Raw genomic sequence first — 16628 nt, 5'->3', positions numbered from 1 at the left:
GCCATGCCGCAGTTCTTTATTGATCGCCCAATCTTTGCCTGGGTGGTCGCCCTGTTTATCCTGCTGGCCGGCGCGCTCGCCATCCCGCAGCTGCCGGTGGCCCAGTACCCCGACGTCGCCCCGCCGAAGGTGGAAATCTACGCGGTGTACCCGGGCGCCTCGGCCCAGACGCTGGACGAAAGCGTGGTCAGCCTGATCGAGCAAGAACTCAACGGCGCCGACCACCTGCTGTATTTCGAATCCCAGAGCAGCCTGGGTTCGGCCACCATTACCGCGACGTTCCAGCCGGGCACCAACCCGGAAATGGCCCAGGTCGATGTGCAGAACCGCCTCAAAGCGGTAGAGCCGCGCCTGCCGCAGGCGGTGACCCAGCAAGGCTTACAGGTGGAGAAAGTGTCCGCCGGCTTCCTGCTGCTGGTCACCCTCACCTCCACCGACGGCAAGCTCGATGCCGTAGCGCTCAGCGATTACCTGGCGCGCAACGTGATGAACGAGCTCAAGCGCCTGGACGGTGTGGGCAAGGCGCAGCTGTATGGGGCCGAGCGCGCCATGCGTATCTGGATCGACCCGCAGAAACTGATTGGCTTCAACCTCACGCCGGCTGACGTCAACGCCGCGATCAGCGCGCAGAACGCCCAGGTTTCGGCAGGCAGCATTGGTGATTTGCCAGGCACCAAAACCCAGGAAATCACCGCCGCGATCCTGGTCAAGGGCCAGCTGTCGACCCCGGCGGAATTCGCCGACATCGTGCTCAAGGCCAACCCGGACGGCTCCACCGTGCGCGTCGGCGATGTGGCACGGGTGGAAATCGGCAGCCAGGAGTACCAGTTCTCCACGCGCCTGAACGGTAAGCCGTCCACCGCCGTCAGTGTGCAACTTGCGCCGGGGGCCAACGCGTTGAACACCGCCACCCTGGTGCGGGCGAAGATGGACGAGCTGTCGCGCTACTTCCCGGCCAACGTGGAGTACAAAATTCCGTACGACACCTCGCCATTCGTCAAAGTCTCGATCACCAAGGTGGTCTACACCTTGCTCGAGGCCATGGCGCTGGTGTTTGCGGTGATGTTCCTGTTCCTGCAAAACGTGCGCTACACCTTGATCCCAACGTTGGTGGTGCCGATTGCACTGATGGGCACCTTCGCCACCATGCTGTTGCTGGGGTTCTCGATCAACGTGCTGACCATGTTCGGCATGGTGTTGGCCATCGGTATCCTGGTGGACGACGCGATTGTGGTGGTGGAAAACGTCGAGCGCATCATGGTCACCGAGGGCCTGTCGCCCAAGGACGCGACGAAGAAGGCCATGGGCCAGATTACCGGTGCCATCGTCGGTATTACCCTGGTGCTGGTGGCGGTGTTTCTGCCGATGGCGTTCATGCCGGGTTCGGTGGGAGTGATCTACCAGCAGTTCTCCCTGTCGATGGCCACCTCGATCCTGTTCTCGGCGTTCCTCGCCCTGACCTTGACCCCGGCCCTGTGCGCCACCTTGCTCAAACCGATTGCCAAGGGCGAGCACCATGCCAAGGGCGGTTTCTTCGGCTGGTTCAACACACGCTTTGAACGCCTCACTGACCGCTACGAAGGCTGGGTGGCCTATGCCCTCAAGCGCAGCGGGCGTTACCTGTTGATCTATCTGGTGCTGCTGGTGGGCCTGGGTTGGATGTTCAGCCGCCTGCCCTCCTCGTTCCTGCCGGTGGAAGACCAGGGTTACACCATCACCGATATCCAACTGCCGCCGGGTGCAAGCAAGAACCGCACGGTGCAGGTGGCCGAGCAGATCGAGGCGCATAACGCCGAGGAGCCCGGGGTGGGTGACACCACCATGATCATGGGCTTCAGTTTCTCTGGTTCCGGGCAGAACGCGGCGTTGGCGTTTACCACGTTGAAGGATTGGTCGGAACGCGGCAGCGATGACTCCGCCGCATCGATTGCCGACCGCGCCAACGAAGCCTTCAGCGAACTCAAGGATGCGATTGCCTACGCGATCCTGCCGCCGCCGGTAGACGGCCTGGGCACGTCCAGCGGCTTCGAATTCCGCCTGCAGGACCGTGCTGGGGTCGGCCATGCCGCGTTGATGACTGCGCGTACCGAGTTGCTAGCCGCCGCCGAAAAAAGCCCGATCCTGGCCAACGTGCGCGAAAGCGCCCTGGCCGAGGCGCCGCAAGTGCAGCTGGAAGTGGACCGCAAGCAGGCCAACGCGCTGGGCGTGTCGTTTGCCGATGTGGGCAATGTGCTGTCCTCGGCCATTGGTTCTGCGTATGTCAACGACTTCCCCAACCAGGGCCGCATGCAGCGGGTGGTGGTACAAGCTGAAGGCGACCAGCGCAGCCAGGTGGCGGATTTGATGAAGATCAACGTGCGCAACAATGCCGGGAAAATGGTGCCGCTGTCGGCGTTTGTCGAAGCCAAATGGACCCAGGGCCCGGCGCAGTTGACGCGCTACAACGGCTACCCCGCCATCGCCATCAGCGGCGAGGCGGCGCCGGGGCACAGTACGGGTGAGGCCATGGAGGAGATCCAGCGTCTGGTCAGCCAACTGCCAGCGGGCCTGGGGCAGGAATGGACCGGGTTGTCGCTGCAGGAACGCTTGTCCGGCTCCCAGGCACCGTTGCTGTTGGGCCTGTCGCTGCTGATCGTGTTTCTGTGCCTGGCGGCGCTGTATGAAAGCTGGTCGATCCCGACGTCGGTGTTGCTGGTGGTGCCGCTGGGCGTACTCGGCGCCGTGGTGGCCGTGAGCTTGCGTGGTATGCCTAATGACGTGTTCTTCAAGGTTGGCTTGATCACCATCATCGGTTTGTCGGCGAAGAACGCGATTTTGATCATCGAGTTTGCCAAGGACTTGTATGACCAGGGCGAAGACCTGATCGACGCCACCTTAAAAGCCGCGCGCCTGCGCCTGCGGCCGATCATCATGACGTCGCTGGCGTTTATCCTCGGCGTGGTGCCGTTGGCGATTGCCACCGGTGCCAGCTCGGCCAGCCAGCAGGCGATTGGTACCGGGGTGATCGGCGGGATGATCACCGCCACACTGGCTGTGGTGTTTGTGCCGGTGTTCTTTGTGGTGGTCATGAAGCTGGTGCGCAAGAAACCCTAAGTGGCGGGCGGGCCCGTTGTTATCAGCGGGCTTGCCACAACAGGCGTAGGTATCGACGCAAGTCTTTGTGTTGCTCTGAGGTTGTGACGGGGGTTTGTAGATTGAGTGCATATCCGTTGCTGCGGTCACGGCTGGTTAGGGTTCCGCCCTTACGGCGGGTCACTTTGGAAAAGCCCCAAAGTAACCAAAGGGCTCTTGCCCCACCACTCGGCACCTCGCTCACGCTTCGGTGTGCCCTCACGCAGGCTTTGGACCGTGGGCCGCCGCCATGGGCCATCCTTGGCCCATCGCGGCTAAACCGGCGTCCTGCCGGTTTACCCACGCTCCAAAGCCTGCGTTCGGCCAGCGTGGTTTAACGGGGCGCCTCAGATCAAAATCAAGAGCAAGAGCACGGCGGCCTAGTAGCCGACCTGAGTGGTAGAAGCAAAAGCAGGGCAACAGCACAGCAACACCCTATCTAGCTGATGTAATGAGATCCCAATGTGGGAGCGGCGGTGCGACGACTCGACTTGCTCGCGAAGGCGGTGGGTCAGTTACACATGAGCTGGCTGACCCTCCGCATTCGCGAGCAAGCCCGCTCCCACAGTTTTGACCGAGTTCGACTGTCAGCACCGCAGTGCTCTGCTTTTCTGTGGGAGCTGGCTTGCCTGCGATGGCATCAACTCGATGTACTTGATGGACCGAGGTGTCTGCATCGCAGGCAAGCCAGCTCCCACAGTTGATTGAGTATCAGCTTCCACTATCAGGTCGGCTGTCAGGCCGCCTCGGCTTTGCTTTTGATCTAACCACTCAGGTCGGCTACTAGGCCGCCGTGCTCTTGCTTTTGATCTTAGGCGCCCCGTTAAACCACGCTGGCCGCACGCCGAGCCTAAGCGAGGTGCCGAGTGGTGGGGCAAGAGCCCTTTGGTTACTTTTGGCTGGGCCGGCATTCCGGGCTCTTTTCCAAAAGTGACCCGCTGTAAGAGCCAGCCCTTTCAAGGTCTTTGGAAAAAGCCTCAAAAAATGATCATTTTTTGACCAAGAGAGATGCTGGCTGAACCAAATTCAACTCGTTTTTTTCTTAATTTCAGCCTGGAATTGGCGTAGGACGCGATTTAGGCAAAGACCTTGAAAGGGCTGGCTGTAAGAGCAGAACCCATATCAGCCATCACCCAAATAACGGATATGCTCCCAGCGCCCCCGTGAAAATCCAGGCCAACAGGCTCACCCCAGCAAGTTAGCCTCTGGAGAATGCGCTATGGTGCTCACAACATCCTCTGTTGTGAGCACCTATGGCCTTCCTTGCCCGCACCCACCCTCGCCTCTCATCCGCCGCCGTGCTCGGCCTTGCCGTGGGCATTCTGGCGCCTGCCGATACGCTGATCAGCAAGGTCCTCATCGGCTGGAACGCCGGGGTGTGGACCTACCTGCTGCTGATGGTGTGGCTGGCGACCCGCGCCCGCGCCGACGACGTAAAACGCATCGCCGAAGTCGAGGATGAAAACGCAGGCCTGGTGCTGTTTATGGTGTGCATCGCAGCGATTGCGAGCCTGGCGACCATCACGGTCAACCTGGTAGGCAGCAAGGACCTGGACAGTACGGCGCGCCTGCTGCATTACGGTTTTACCGGCATGACCGTGATCGGTTCATGGTTGCTGACGGGGGTGATTTTCAGCGTGCACTACGCGCGGCTTTTTTATACCTGGGAAGGTGACGAGCCAGCGCTGCGCTTTGCCGAAGGCTTGCGCAACCCCAACTATTGGGACTTTCTGTACTTCTCGTTCACCATCGGCGTGGCGGTGCAAACGGCGGATGTGGGGGTGGCCACGCGCAGTTTGCGCAAAGTCGTGCTGGGCCAGTCGTTGATCGGGTTCCTGTTCAATACCGCAATTCTGGGTTTCTCGATCAACATTGCCGCAGGGTTGTTCAGCTAGGCCGGCGTACAGATCTGGCAGGCAAAAAAATGGGAAGCCGAGGCTTCCCATTTTCAACTGCGTGAACTGCTTAGAAAGCCCACTGCACGCCTACAGTAGCGCCCCAAGGCTGGTCATAGGCCTTGCCTTTCATGTGAGTGCCTTCGGCATGCACGCTCAGGCTGGGTGACAACGAAACAGCCAAGCCGGCCGCGACCTCTACACTGCCGCCCGACAGGTTGTTTTTAAATTGCTGATCGTTGACATAGACCTTGTTGTCCGGGCTGAAATCACGCGCCACGGCAGTACGCAGGTACGGCTGCAGGATGCCACCGCTTTCGAGCTGGATATTTTTACCTGCGGTTACACCGACCTTACCGATCGCTGAAGTGGCACGGTCGCTCTTTGCCTTCAAACCGTTGTCCATCGTGTAGTTGGAGCCGCCGATAGCAGCGACGGCCAACTGAGCGAAGGGTTCAAGATACAAACCGTCGTCATCGAGCTTGATATTCTTGCCGACCTCAACCGATGCACTGACCGCGTCTTGCGAGTATTTGCCTTTGGCGCGCTGACCATCGCTCATGTTGACCTGACTTTGGCCGTTCAAGCGGTTGACCTTCGCCGTGAGGTCTACATACACACCACTCTCGTCATCACGCAAAATGCCATAGACACCCGCGTAGTAGCTGTTGACCATACCGCTGCTGCCGCGGCTCAGGCCCAGGGTGGAATTGCTGTAACCGCCCATCACACCCAATGTCCACAGTTCATCGACCGCCCAGTCTGCACCGATGGTCAGACCCGACTGATTCTGTGAGTAGCCCACGCCGTTGCTGTTGGCCGCCACGTCCACCTTGTTACCGTAGCCACGCATCCACAGGCCTTGGCTCTTGCCTTCGCCGAAGCGTACTTCACCCATGCGGGTGCGCAGTATGCTCGATTCGCCGAGCAATACGGCCGGCGCCGCGTTCGCGAGTGCGAGCACCGCCTTGGCGCTGGTACTGGTACCCCGTTTCTCGGTGTCCAAGTACCAATCGGTGCCTTCCTGCTTGAGCCCATATTCGAAAGCGCCGACATCGACGGTATCGCCCACCAGGCCAAACTTGGCGCCGCCGCTTTGAGTGTGCACCACCTTGATGGCCTCGCCGGTGGCCAACTCCGAGCCACTGGCGCCAATCAACAGCTGGTGATTACCTTCGGCGTTGCCATTGACGTTCAACAAGTCGGTCTCGCCGGTGTTGAAGTTGGTGTGCATTTTGAACGTGCCGTTGCCGGCCAAGCTGTTAGTGTTCAGTTGAAAGTACTGGGTTGGGCTGCCAAAGACGACGTTACCGCCGGCCATTCTCAGCGCATTGACCTGGCTGTCACCCACCAGCATCCACTGGGCATTACCGTTGACATCAAGTTGCTTGACGTTGAACAGCTGGCCGGTCAGCGACGCATTGTTGTTGAGTTGCACTGTGCCCGTGCTGCCTGCACCAATGCGCACGTCACCGACCAAGGTGCTGTTGTCGACGTTCATGTTGGCAATGGAACTATTGCCCACCTCAAGCAGAACACCATTGCCGCCAATCAGCCTCGATCCGTTCAGCACCTGAATATCGGACGAGGGTCTATTGTTCGCCGTAGGGTTTACCAAGATCGCCGAACCGGTTTTGCCCTCGACGACAGAATGGTCGAGGATCAAGGTATTGGTCCGGGTCACGTTACCTTCCGCACGCATGAATACGCCGTTGCGCCCCCCTACGATGCTGCTGTTATTCCTTACAAAGGCGTCAGCGTTCGCCAATTGCAAACCGGTGCCCGTGGCACCCGTGGCCTGGACCTGCGCGCGATCAAGGTTGACCGTGCTGTAGGCACTGGCCGTAATACCGAAATCCCTACCGGATACCCGGCTGTTGTTGTTTACCGTGATGGTCGATCCAACCTGGCTGAGGCCGTTCCGGCTGGCCTGCACACCTGCCAAACCGGTATTAGTGACCGTGCTGTTGTTAGTGATCAATACGCTGCTGTTGTTAAGAACGTGAACAGCGGCAGTTAACCCAAATACTCCTGTACGAGCAGTCACCTGAGAGCCATCAACCACTACGGTCGATCCACCCGTAGCATCGATATCTAACGTTGTGCTACCCGGCCGCAGCGTCAAGCCTGCACCCACCGCCTTAATTTGCGTGGTGGTCGCACCGTCAACAATCAAGCTCGAACCTGCGCTAAGCTCGTAATTAGTAACCGGAGCAGTCGACGATATTACCGTGCCAGGCTGAGTTATGATCCGTGCCTGCACATCAGGGGACGCCAGAAGAAACAGCGTAACAGCCTGAGCCGTCAGGGCCAGGCTCAAAGGCGTGGGTTTGAAATTAAATACTGCCGACATCTTAGTTGACCTCTAGTTGGCGTTCCTTCACGAAACGATAGGGCGGGTTCTAAATCTCGTGAGACCCCTCCAATCAAGCGACGCCATAATTACCCAGCAAACACGCCAGTTCTGTAGGATTTTTCCTGAACTGGAGTATCAACAATAAACAGATGCTGTAAGACCGAATCATTGCGACACTTTTTCAACACACAACAACTGACATAACCAAGTAAGCCAGAGACGGTCTCCCGCGCTCTGGCTATTACCTTGGTTTTACACTACTGGCACAGGCGTACCATCACAATACAGCGCAGAGGTAATCGGCCCAGGTCTGATGTGATTCAGGCGATAATCTGCAGGATCAGAGTTCACCAGTTCACCCGCTACCGTCACACTGTATATCAACCTTAGCGAGGCCGCGTTCACCGACCGAGCGTTTTGAATCTGTTTGAAAAAAGCACCGGGCGAAGGAAACGTTAAATCAAACCCTAATGTCGACGCCGACAGCGGGAGTGGGTTTGGGAAAGGTATAGTTGTCGACGCAGCTACAGGTGCCGTCTGGCTAGTATTTCTATACCCCGTAATAGTAATCGAGCCGTTCGTGGCACCGTCTAAATTCACTGAAGGCGGAATAAATACTCTAAGTATGCCGGTATTCAATGGATCCAAGGTCGAGCAGACAACCGTCGTTGTCGCCCGTCGAACGATAGGCGCATTCATTCGCCTGAAGACAGATTCTACAGTGACCTCCGTCGCGTTTAGCGGCTGCTGCTGGTTGGTAGAGGTGGTTCGACGGACCGTGTAGCTAGCAATTTGCAGAGGGCCGCCCAATGCCCTGATAGTGTCCCAAGTAATTGGGAACTCTACGATTCCATTGGCTGGGATGTCCGCAGGGGTCGAAAAAGTCTTTTCCGCCGAATAGGCGCCGTAGCTGAAAGAAATCACGAACGGCGTGGCGGCTGCAGGCAGTGTCGCCACATTCCACAGTGTTACCAGACCCACGGCATCGCGGCCATTGTCAACACGCTCGAGTCTATTGTTAGGTCGGGTTTCACCAGCGGGGCGTACCGGTTGAACAACGACCGGAGGGAGATTAGGGTTAGCATCCGTTCCATCTGTCGTCCCGGGTATTACGATTACATTCAGGTCCAGATTGAATATCGTAGTTGCCGCTACCGGGTAAGTAACCCCGCCGCGTATAACGACGTAAGAAACCGTGACTTGCTGGGTGCCTACTGCATTACCGTAGAGCGTAGCAAGTTGAGCCGGGGTGGCCAGCACGGGAACGGAGAAAGGCGTATTACCCAGTGGCCTATCAGCCAACGTCACGGCAACGCCAGTCGAACCCGGGGTCGCCGTCGGGGTAAGGGTCACTCTGAACGTATCTGTCGGGGTTGAGCGCTGAGGATTGGTATAAGGCGGAATGAGTACTTGCAAGCCGCCTTCAAGCGCCATATCGGCGCGATTGATCAGGTTGTCACCAGGGACTGCATGCAAAACCTGCGGCGCCAAAAAGTCAGTGGCGGCGGGGCCCATGGCTACATCGTTTAGCAGGTAAACATTCGACCATTCACTGCAGTAGTTGGCAACGTCACAAAGCTGGTAGCTGAAACGGAAGTTACCATTAGGCGCAGCCTCGATAGTATCCAATGACAATGGAACGGTAACGGCAACCGCCGGATCGTTGGAAATCGGGTATTTTGTTTCCGCACTGGTTGAATCAATGGGAATAGGATAGGGCAACTCGCCGAATCTAAACTGCGCATAATCGCCTTCCTGACGACCTCTCGCAGCATCGTACGGCAGCGTAAACATCACCCTTCGACCGGGCTGGCTCGCGAAGTAATTGCGATCAAACGGGACCGGTAGAGGCTGAGGGGGCACCGGTGCAGGCGGGGCTATTCGCGGCAGATCATACGGGCTCACACCGTCTATAATGATCAACTGTGGTACAGACATGGTTCTGTTGCCTACAGTCGGGTCGTCGTCGCCGATACCGTACCGTAGCAAGTGTACGCCCGATGAGAAAAGGGATCGAGGAAGAGACACCACCGTATCGCCGATGGGGTCGGCAAGGAATCTAAAAGCGAGGTAAGTCTTAGCCGTTAAAAAATATGGACTATCGGTTGCCTCAACATCAGGAGTAGGAAGGGCAAAGGGTACCGTAACATCAAACGGCACCACCTCAAATGTTAGGGTGTTACCAGCTAGTACACCAGTCCCAAGCGGTATAGTGACAGTTATCGTATCGCCCAATGCCGTCTCTCGGTACAGCAAGCCAGTAAAGTTAGGCACTTCACCCAAAAACGTGGCTGGCGCAAACCTATCGGTATAATTACGAGCAAGAATCGCGGTCTCAAAATCAGTGATAATTTTTCTATTTGCGACATTCATTTTAATTCTCCGTTGTTTTAAACCATACAACCTTCTACCCACTTCGCCACTCGAGCAAACTTACGCTTACCCACCACGAATCTTTAAGGCGCACCTTGAGTGTTTACGTTATTTTCCGAAAACAACGACACGCTGTTCAAAACAGCAAAGGCTCACGTATCTAAAATGATTCCACCCGGCGCGCAATAGCCCCCCGTGGGAAAAGTCAAATCAACACGCAACAAACGTTGCAGCGAGTCGCCCAACTTTGCACCCCCACGCCAGACTTCATATCGACCAATAGCGGATGAAAATTTGCGCAAGGGAAACAGTGCCGTGTAGTACGCATCCATGACGACCGGCATGCCTGTCGTTTGATGCAGTAACGTCCACGTCGCAGTCTGTTCAAATAGGACGTTCGCAAGCAGTGTTTCCCAGTTATTGGTTTGATACCCTTGCCAGATAAACTTTATCTGGTCGCCCACCTGTATGTTGGTGTTCGGAAGAATTGTCCAACTAACGCTTTTCTTCTCGGTAGTGAGCGAACTACACGTCAAGTAACCTAGTCTATTAAGTGTGCTTTCCAGTCTCGGCGCCGGAAGCGTGACAGGCTGGACTACCACAGCAGACCCCACCACGAAAGGGAGATCGGCACTCAAGTCACTGTAATTTCCCGTCGCGTCGTAAATTCTGAAGCGCACGTACGCGTTGCCATTGCTCAGCTTGCGAAAGGCGTCAGCCGCGAGTGTTGCGGTCCATGGGAGGCTACTGACATTCAGCAACGACCCGCCCGCCGCCGCCGCTAAGGGAGCGTTAGGCTGGTTGGATAAAAAGAACTCGATCCGATCCCCTTTCGCCATCACGTTGTAGAGCGGGATGTAAAACGCCACGAGAGGGTTGGCTGTCAAATAGGCCTCGTTGACCGCCGGTACGGGCGGCACCACAAACCGCACGGTATCCGTCGATTTCAGCAGGCTTGGCCGTTCCAGATCGACGAGGATCTGTGTTTTTTGAGATTCCGTCGTGTTGCCGCCATTGATAACCGAGTAAAAAAGCCACGCTGTACGACGGGGACGGCGCCTCAACCACGCCAAAGGGATTTCAAACTCGTATTCGTTGGGAATTGCCGGCGGCGGTGGCTTGATTGTTATTCGCTCGATAAGCCACTCGCCATCGTCGCTGAGCTCTCGAAGCTCAAGGATATGGTCTTCATCACCCGCTACCTGTAACGGCGACCAACGTGGGATCTGGACTTTCAAGGGGGTTAACAAATAGTTGAGCGGCACCACGCCATCGGGGTCGTTAAGGTCGACACCCGTGATCGTCATCGGCGGTAACTCTGCGCCGACCCCCAGGGTCAGTATCTTCGAACCGAAGCGCGGATAGGGTTTTTGGAGGTTAGCCATGTTCCGGCCTCAGGTTAATTTTCATGACGACGCATCACAGGAGAGGATTACTTCTGCCTATCGTCCGTAGGAAAATTAAACGCCTAAAGCCTTTGGCCGGATACTGTCATAACTAACAGGTAGCCCTATCCGTTCGTCGGTTTTCTCACGCCTGGTGCCGTGACCTTTTTTAAATAGTTCTTGACGAAACGGGCTGCCTGGCATTTTATGAAACCGGTTTCAGACTGCCGAATGCTGGCAATCAAACGACTAAATCCAATAAGAAAGGCCCGCCACCGTGACTCCATTTTCCGCCGCCCAGCGCAGCCGCGTGACCATGCTTGACGTCGCCGAGCGCGCCGGCGTGTCCAAGGCCAGCGTTTCGCGTTTTATCGGTGATGACCGCGCCCTGCTCTCCGACGCCATTGCCCTGCGCATCGAGCAAGCCATCAGCGACCTCGGCTACCGCCCCAACCAAATGGCCCGCGGTTTGAAACGAGGGCGCACACGCCTGATCGGCATGCTGGTCGCCGATATCCGCAACCCCTATTCCATTGCCGTGATGCACGGCGTCGAAACCGCCTGCCGCCGGCATGGCTATAGCTTGGTGGTGTGCAACACCGACCGCGATGACGAACAGGAACGCCAACACTTGGCGGCGCTGCGCTCGTACAACATCGAAGGGTTGATTGTGAACACCCTCGGCCATCACCTCGACCAATTGCTCGAACTGCAGCAGGAAATGCCGCTGGTGCTGGTGGACCGCAAGGTCGAGCCGCTGCACAGCGACCTGGTCGGGCTGGATAACCCCGCCGCCGTGCGCATCGCTGTGGAGCATCTGCAACAGCAGGGCTATCGCGATGTGTTGCTGGTGAGCGAAGCCGCCGACGGCACCAGCTCGCGCCTGGAGCGCCAGACCAGTTTCACGGCCGAGATCGCCAGCCGCCCCGAACTGACTGGCGCAGTGCTGGAACTGGATGGCGAACTGGAAAGCCGTTTGCAGGCCTTTGTTGCCAAGCCCGGCCCGAAGGCGTTGTTCTGCGCCAACGGCATTGCCGCGCTGGCCTGTACCCGTGCGCTCAAAGCCCTGGGCTGTAACCTGTTTGACGATGTGGGCCTGATCGCCCTGGATGACCTGGACTGGTACCCGTTGGTGGGCAACGGCATTACCGCCCTCGCCCAGCCCACTGAAGCGATTGGCGCCAGTGCGTTCGACTGCCTGCTCCAACGCCTGCGCGGCGATGACGCGCCGACGCGCACCCTGGATTTTTTGCCGGAATTAATCATCCGTGGCTCCACTCAATCCCTTGTGGGAGCTGGCTTGCCTGCGATGACGGTTCAGCAGACGAAGCAGTAATCGCCTGACACACCGTCATCGCAGGCAAGCCAGCTCCCACACTTGTTTTGCGTAGAAAAATGAAACCGGTTTCAGAGGTACATAACAATGCATAAATACCCCGTCTCCATCAGCCTTTCCAGCTACGGCGCTGACCTGGTACGCCAGCAGGGCCAACTGAGTTTCGTCGAGTTGCTGAGCGCCGCCGGCGCCCAGCGCATCGAATGGCGCGAAGAACTGCTGACCCGCGAACACCCTGCCGCTCTGGCCCAGGCCGCCGCCGCGCATGGCCTGGAATGCGTGTTCTCCTCGCCGCTGGAACTGTGGGTCGCCGGCCGCGCCCAGCCCAACGCCGAGCTGAATGCCACCCTCGACCGCGCCCAGGCATTTGGCGCGCGCTGGCTGAAGGTCTCCCTCGGTTACTTCACCGACACCAACGACCTGCAAAGCCTGCACGCCCTGCTCAACCGCCACCCCGTTCAGCTGCTGGTGGAAAACGACCAGACCCTGCAGGGTGGGCGTATCGAGCCGATGCAGCGGTTCTTCACTGAGGTCGAGCGCCTTGGCCTGCCCGTGAAAATGACGTTCGACATCGGCAACTGGCAGTGGCAGGACCAATCCGCCCTCACCGCCGCACGCCTGCTCGGCCGGCATGTGGATTACCTGCATTGCAAGGCCGTGGCCCGCCGCCAGGACGGCAAGCTGGTGGCCCTGCCGCCCGGCGCCACCGACCTGCATCTGTGGGAACAACTGCTCAAACATATGACTCAAGGTATTACCCGGGCCGTGGAATTCCCGTTGCAAGGCGATGACCTGGTGGAGGTCACCGCGCAGCAGGTCGCCGCCCTCGCCGTCCTTGGCCAACCCCGTGCGGAGAATGCCCATGTCTGAGATCGATATCCTGTCGTTTGGTGAAACCATGGCGATGTTTGTCGCCGAGCAGACCGGCGATTTGGCCCAGGTGGCCCAGTTCCACAAACGTATTGCCGGGGCCGACAGCAACGTCGCCATCGGCCTGTCGCGCCTGGGCTTCAACGTGGCCTGGCTAAGCCGCGTCGGGGATGATTCGCTCGGGCGTTTTGTGGTCGACACACTGAAAAAAGAAGGCTTGGATTGCCAGCATGTGGCGGTGGACCCGCAGCACCCCACCGGCTTTCAGTTCAAGTCCCGCGAAGAAGCCGGCGCAGACCCTCAGGTCGAATACTTCCGCAAAGGTTCGGCCGCCAGCCACTTGTCCATCGCCGCCATCAGCCCCGCGCTGTTACAGGCGCGGCACCTGCATGCCACCGGCATACCGCCGGCCTTGTCTGAGGCGACCCGCGAGCTGTCGGTGGAATTGATGACGCAAATGCGCAAGGCCGGGCGCAGTGTGTCGTTCGACCCGAACCTGCGCCCGTCGCTATGGGCCAGCCAAGCGCAAATGATCGGCGCAATCAACGCCCTTGCCGCGCTGGCTGATTGGGTATTGCCAGGCTTGAGCGAAGGCCGCTTGCTCACCGGTTTCGACGACCCGGCCGACATCGCCGCGTTCTATCTCGACCAAGGCGCCGAAGCCGTGGCGATCAAGCTTGGGCCGGATGGCGCCTATTACCGCACCCAAATGGACCAAGGCTTTGTCGCCGCCGTGCCGGTGGAAAAAGTCGTCGACACCGTCGGCGCCGGCGATGGCTTTGCCGTCGGCATGATCAGCGCCCTGCTGGAGAACCTCAGCTTCCCCGACGCGGTAAAGCGCGGCAACTGGATCGGCAGCCGCGCCGTGCAGAGCCGGGGCGATATGGAAGGCTTGCCGACCCGTTTGGAGTTACCTGCCCGATCCGTTGCATGACCCACACCCTGTTGCCACAACTACAACAAGCTCAGGAGCAACCCCATGGATACCTTGAAACTCGCCACCCGCCGCTGGTGGTACATCATGCCCATCGTATTTATCACCTACAGCCTGGCGTACCTGGACCGCGCCAACTACGGCTTCGCCGCCGCCTCCGGGATGGCCGAAGACCTGATGATCACCCCCGGCATGTCCTCGCTGCTGGGCGCGCTGTTCTTCCTCGGCTACTTTTTCTTCCAGGTGCCGGGGGCGATCTACGCGCAAAAGCGCAGCGTTAAAAAACTGATTTTCGTCAGCCTGATCCTCTGGGGCGGCCTCGCCACCCTGACCGGCGTGGTGTCCAACGCCTACATGTTGATCGCCATACGCTTCATGCTCGGGGTGGTCGAAGCCGCCGTGATGCCGGCGATGCTGGTTTACCTGTGCCATTGGTTTACGCGTGCGGAACGCTCGCGCGCCAACACCTTCCTGATCCTCGGCAACCCGGTGACCATGCTGTGGATGTCGGTGGTCTCGGGCTATCTGGTGCAGCATTTCAGCTGGCGTTGGATGTTTATCATCGAAGGTTTGCCGGCGGTGATCTGGGCGTTTATCTGGTGGAAGCTGGCGGATGAAAAACCCGCCCACGCCAAGTGGCTGAGTGAGCAACACAAAAAAGACCTAGAAAGCGCCCTGGCCGCCGAACAAGTCGGGATCAAGGCGGTGAAGAACTACGCCGAGGCGTTTCGCTCGCCCAAGGTGATCGTCCTGGCGCTGCAGTTTTTCTGCTGGAGCATCGGCGTGTACGGCTTTGTGCTGTGGCTGCCGTCGATCCTCAAGGCCGGTTTGCAGATGGACATGGTCGAAGCCGGCTGGCTGTCGGCGCTGCCGTACCTGGCAGCGGTGATCGGCATGCTCGTGGTGTCGTGGGGCTCGGACAAGCTGCAAAAACGTAAACGTTTTGTGTGGCCGCCCTTGTTGATTGCGTCCATCGCGTTTTATGCGTCCTACGCACTCGGCGCTGAGCATTTCTGGTGGTCCTACACCCTGCTGGTGATTGCCGGGGCCTGCATGTATGCGCCTTACGGGCCGTTCTTCGCCATCGTCCCGGAAATTCTGCCGGCCAACGTTGCCGGTGGCGCCATGGCACTGATCAACAGCATGGGCGCGCTCGGCTCTTTCGGCGGCTCCTACCTGGTGGGTTACCTCAATAGCAGCACCGGTTCGCCTGGCGCCTCGTACCTGCTGATGAGCGGTGCGCTGATGCTGGCCGTGGTGCTGACGATTTTCCTCAAGCCCGGCGCCAGCGACCGTGTACGCGTGCCGATGCCCACTCTTGGATTGAAGGTGAAAACCTGATGAAAAAATCTGTCGTTTTATATAAAAAACTCTCCGCGCCCTTGATGGCCCGGCTGCACGAGCACGCCGACGTCACGCTGATCGACGCGCTGGACGAACCGGGCCTGGCCAAACTGCGCGACGCCTTACCCCGTGCCCAGGGCCTGCTGGGTGCCAGCCTGCGCCTGGACGCCCAGTTGCTCGACCTGGCGCCCAAGCTTGAAGCAGTCGCCAGCGTCTCGGTGGGTGTCGACAACTACGACATCGACTACCTCACCCAACGTGGCATCCTGCTCAGCAACACCCCGGATGTGCTCACCGAAACCACTGCCGATACCGGTTTCGCGCTGATCCTGGCGACCGCGCGCCGTGTGGTCGAACTGGCCGACATGGTCCGCGCCGGCCAATGGAACAAAAACATCGGCCCCGCGCATTTCGGCAGCGACGTACACGGCAAGACCCTGGGCATTATCGGCATGGGCCGCATCGGCGAAGCCCTGGCTCAACGCGGGCATTTTGGTTTTGGCATGCCGGTGATCTACCACAGCCACTCGCCCAAACCGTTGGTGGAAGAACGCTTCGGCGCGCAGTACCGCAGTTTGGTGGCCTTGCTCAAGGAAGCCGACTTTGTTTGCCTGACCTTGCCGCTGACCGCCGAAACCGAAAAGCTGATCGGCGCTGAAGAGTTTGCGCTGATGGGCCCAGAGACGATCTTTATCAATATCTCGCGTGGCAAAGTGGTGGACGAGGCCGCACTGGTCCAAGCGTTGCAGCAACGTACGATTCGGGCGGCGGGCCTGGATGTGTTTGAGCGTGAACCGTTGAACCACGACTCGCCGTTGCTGCGCTTGAACAACGTGGTGGCCACACCACACATCGGCTCGGCGACCCATGAAACGCGTGAGGCGATGGCCAAGTGTGCGGTGGACAACCTGCTGGCGGCGCTGGCGGGTGAACGGCCGAAAAACCTGGTGAATCCAACCGCCTGGAAACACTGATCGCCTAGACTTACACAACACCCATGTGGGAGCGGACTTGCCCGCGATGG

The 16628-nt window shown here is 58.7% G+C and carries 10 protein-coding genes; 7 read left to right on the top strand and 3 right to left on the bottom strand.

The features are described from left to right. The first annotated feature begins 3 nt into the window (after nucleotides 1-3). Both K0P33_RS14555 and K0P33_RS14550 read left to right on the top strand, forming a co-directional pair. On the top strand, nucleotides 4-3093 hold the full coding sequence (locus K0P33_RS14555) for an efflux RND transporter permease subunit (protein ID WP_242155866.1): 3090 nt from the start codon (nucleotides 4-6) through the stop codon (nucleotides 3091-3093). Nucleotides 3094-4364: 1271 nt separating this feature from the next. Beyond that, the gene (locus K0P33_RS14550; RefSeq protein WP_094953824.1) at nucleotides 4365-5006 is read left to right on the top strand and encodes a DUF1345 domain-containing protein; all 642 of its coding nucleotides are present in this window, start codon (nucleotides 4365-4367) and stop codon (nucleotides 5004-5006) included. 70 nt (nucleotides 5007-5076) lie between these two features. Here K0P33_RS14550 and K0P33_RS14545 read toward each other — a convergent pair whose 3' ends face one another. The 3 genes from K0P33_RS14545 to K0P33_RS14535 form a co-directional block, all read right to left on the bottom strand. After that, nucleotides 5077-7359: an autotransporter outer membrane beta-barrel domain-containing protein gene (locus tag K0P33_RS14545; RefSeq protein ID WP_242155864.1), complete on the bottom strand. Its 2283-nt coding sequence runs from the start codon at nucleotides 7357-7359 to the stop codon at nucleotides 5077-5079. A 255-nt stretch (nucleotides 7360-7614) separates the two neighbouring features. After that, nucleotides 7615-9735: a hypothetical protein gene (locus tag K0P33_RS14540; RefSeq protein WP_094953825.1), complete on the bottom strand. Its 2121-nt coding sequence runs from the start codon at nucleotides 9733-9735 to the stop codon at nucleotides 7615-7617. Nucleotides 9736-9887: 152 nt separating this feature from the next. Continuing rightward, nucleotides 9888-11120 carry a hypothetical protein gene (locus K0P33_RS14535; RefSeq protein ID WP_242155862.1) on the bottom strand — a complete coding sequence of 411 codons (1233 nt, stop codon included), beginning with the start codon at nucleotides 11118-11120 and terminating at the stop codon, nucleotides 9888-9890. 277 nt (nucleotides 11121-11397) lie between these two features. On the opposite strand from K0P33_RS14535, the gene K0P33_RS14530 reads away from it, so the two are divergent. From K0P33_RS14530 to K0P33_RS14510, 5 genes are all read left to right on the top strand, one after another. After that, the gene (locus K0P33_RS14530; protein WP_277933792.1) at nucleotides 11398-12456 is read left to right on the top strand and encodes a LacI family DNA-binding transcriptional regulator; all 1059 of its coding nucleotides are present in this window, start codon (nucleotides 11398-11400) and stop codon (nucleotides 12454-12456) included. Between the two features lie 87 nt (nucleotides 12457-12543). Beyond that, entirely contained in the window at nucleotides 12544-13326 is a 783-nt protein-coding gene (locus K0P33_RS14525) for a TIM barrel protein (RefSeq protein ID WP_094953524.1), read from the top strand. Continuing rightward, nucleotides 13319-14260: a sugar kinase gene (locus K0P33_RS14520; RefSeq protein ID WP_242155859.1), complete on the top strand. Its 942-nt coding sequence runs from the start codon at nucleotides 13319-13321 to the stop codon at nucleotides 14258-14260. Before K0P33_RS14525 ends, K0P33_RS14520 begins: the two co-directional genes overlap by 8 nt. Before the next feature lie 45 nt (nucleotides 14261-14305). Continuing rightward, complete coding sequence (locus K0P33_RS14515; protein WP_242155858.1) at nucleotides 14306-15601, top strand: MFS transporter; 1296 nt, start codon at nucleotides 14306-14308, stop codon at nucleotides 15599-15601. Continuing rightward, nucleotides 15601-16578 (top strand): NAD(P)-dependent oxidoreductase, encoded by a 978-nt coding sequence (locus K0P33_RS14510; protein WP_242155856.1) that lies wholly within the window; start codon nucleotides 15601-15603, stop codon nucleotides 16576-16578. The genes K0P33_RS14515 and K0P33_RS14510 overlap by 1 nt, the downstream gene beginning before the upstream one ends. The last annotated feature ends 50 nt before the right edge of the window (nucleotides 16579-16628 follow it).

The sequence above is a fragment of the Pseudomonas sp. ArH3a genome, assembly GCF_022648765.1.
Classification (GTDB): Bacteria; Pseudomonadota; Gammaproteobacteria; order Pseudomonadales; family Pseudomonadaceae; genus Aquipseudomonas.
Note: the sequence above shows the minus strand (reverse complement) of the source record. Positions and strands in the feature narration are given on the sequence as shown.

Bases quoted from the DNA above. Each gene is read 5' to 3' on its own strand.
- K0P33_RS14510 (WP_242155856.1), top strand. From the start codon at position 15,601: ATGAAAAAATCTGTCGTTTTATATAAAAAACTCTCCGCGCCCTTGATG.
- K0P33_RS14555 (WP_242155866.1), top strand. From the start codon at position 4: ATGCCGCAGTTCTTTATTGATCGCCCAATCTTTGCCTGGGTGGTCGCC.
- K0P33_RS14520 (WP_242155859.1), top strand. From the start codon at position 13,319: ATGTCTGAGATCGATATCCTGTCGTTTGGTGAAACCATGGCGATGTTT.
- K0P33_RS14525 (WP_094953524.1), top strand. From the start codon at position 12,544: ATGCATAAATACCCCGTCTCCATCAGCCTTTCCAGCTACGGCGCTGAC.
- K0P33_RS14535 (WP_242155862.1), bottom strand. From the start codon at position 11,120: ATGGCTAACCTCCAAAAACCCTATCCGCGCTTCGGTTCGAAGATACTG.
- K0P33_RS14550 (WP_094953824.1), top strand. From the start codon at position 4,365: ATGGCCTTCCTTGCCCGCACCCACCCTCGCCTCTCATCCGCCGCCGTG.
- K0P33_RS14545 (WP_242155864.1), bottom strand. From the start codon at position 7,359: ATGTCGGCAGTATTTAATTTCAAACCCACGCCTTTGAGCCTGGCCCTG.
- K0P33_RS14540 (WP_094953825.1), bottom strand. From the start codon at position 9,735: ATGAATGTCGCAAATAGAAAAATTATCACTGATTTTGAGACCGCGATT.
- K0P33_RS14515 (WP_242155858.1), top strand. From the start codon at position 14,306: ATGGATACCTTGAAACTCGCCACCCGCCGCTGGTGGTACATCATGCCC.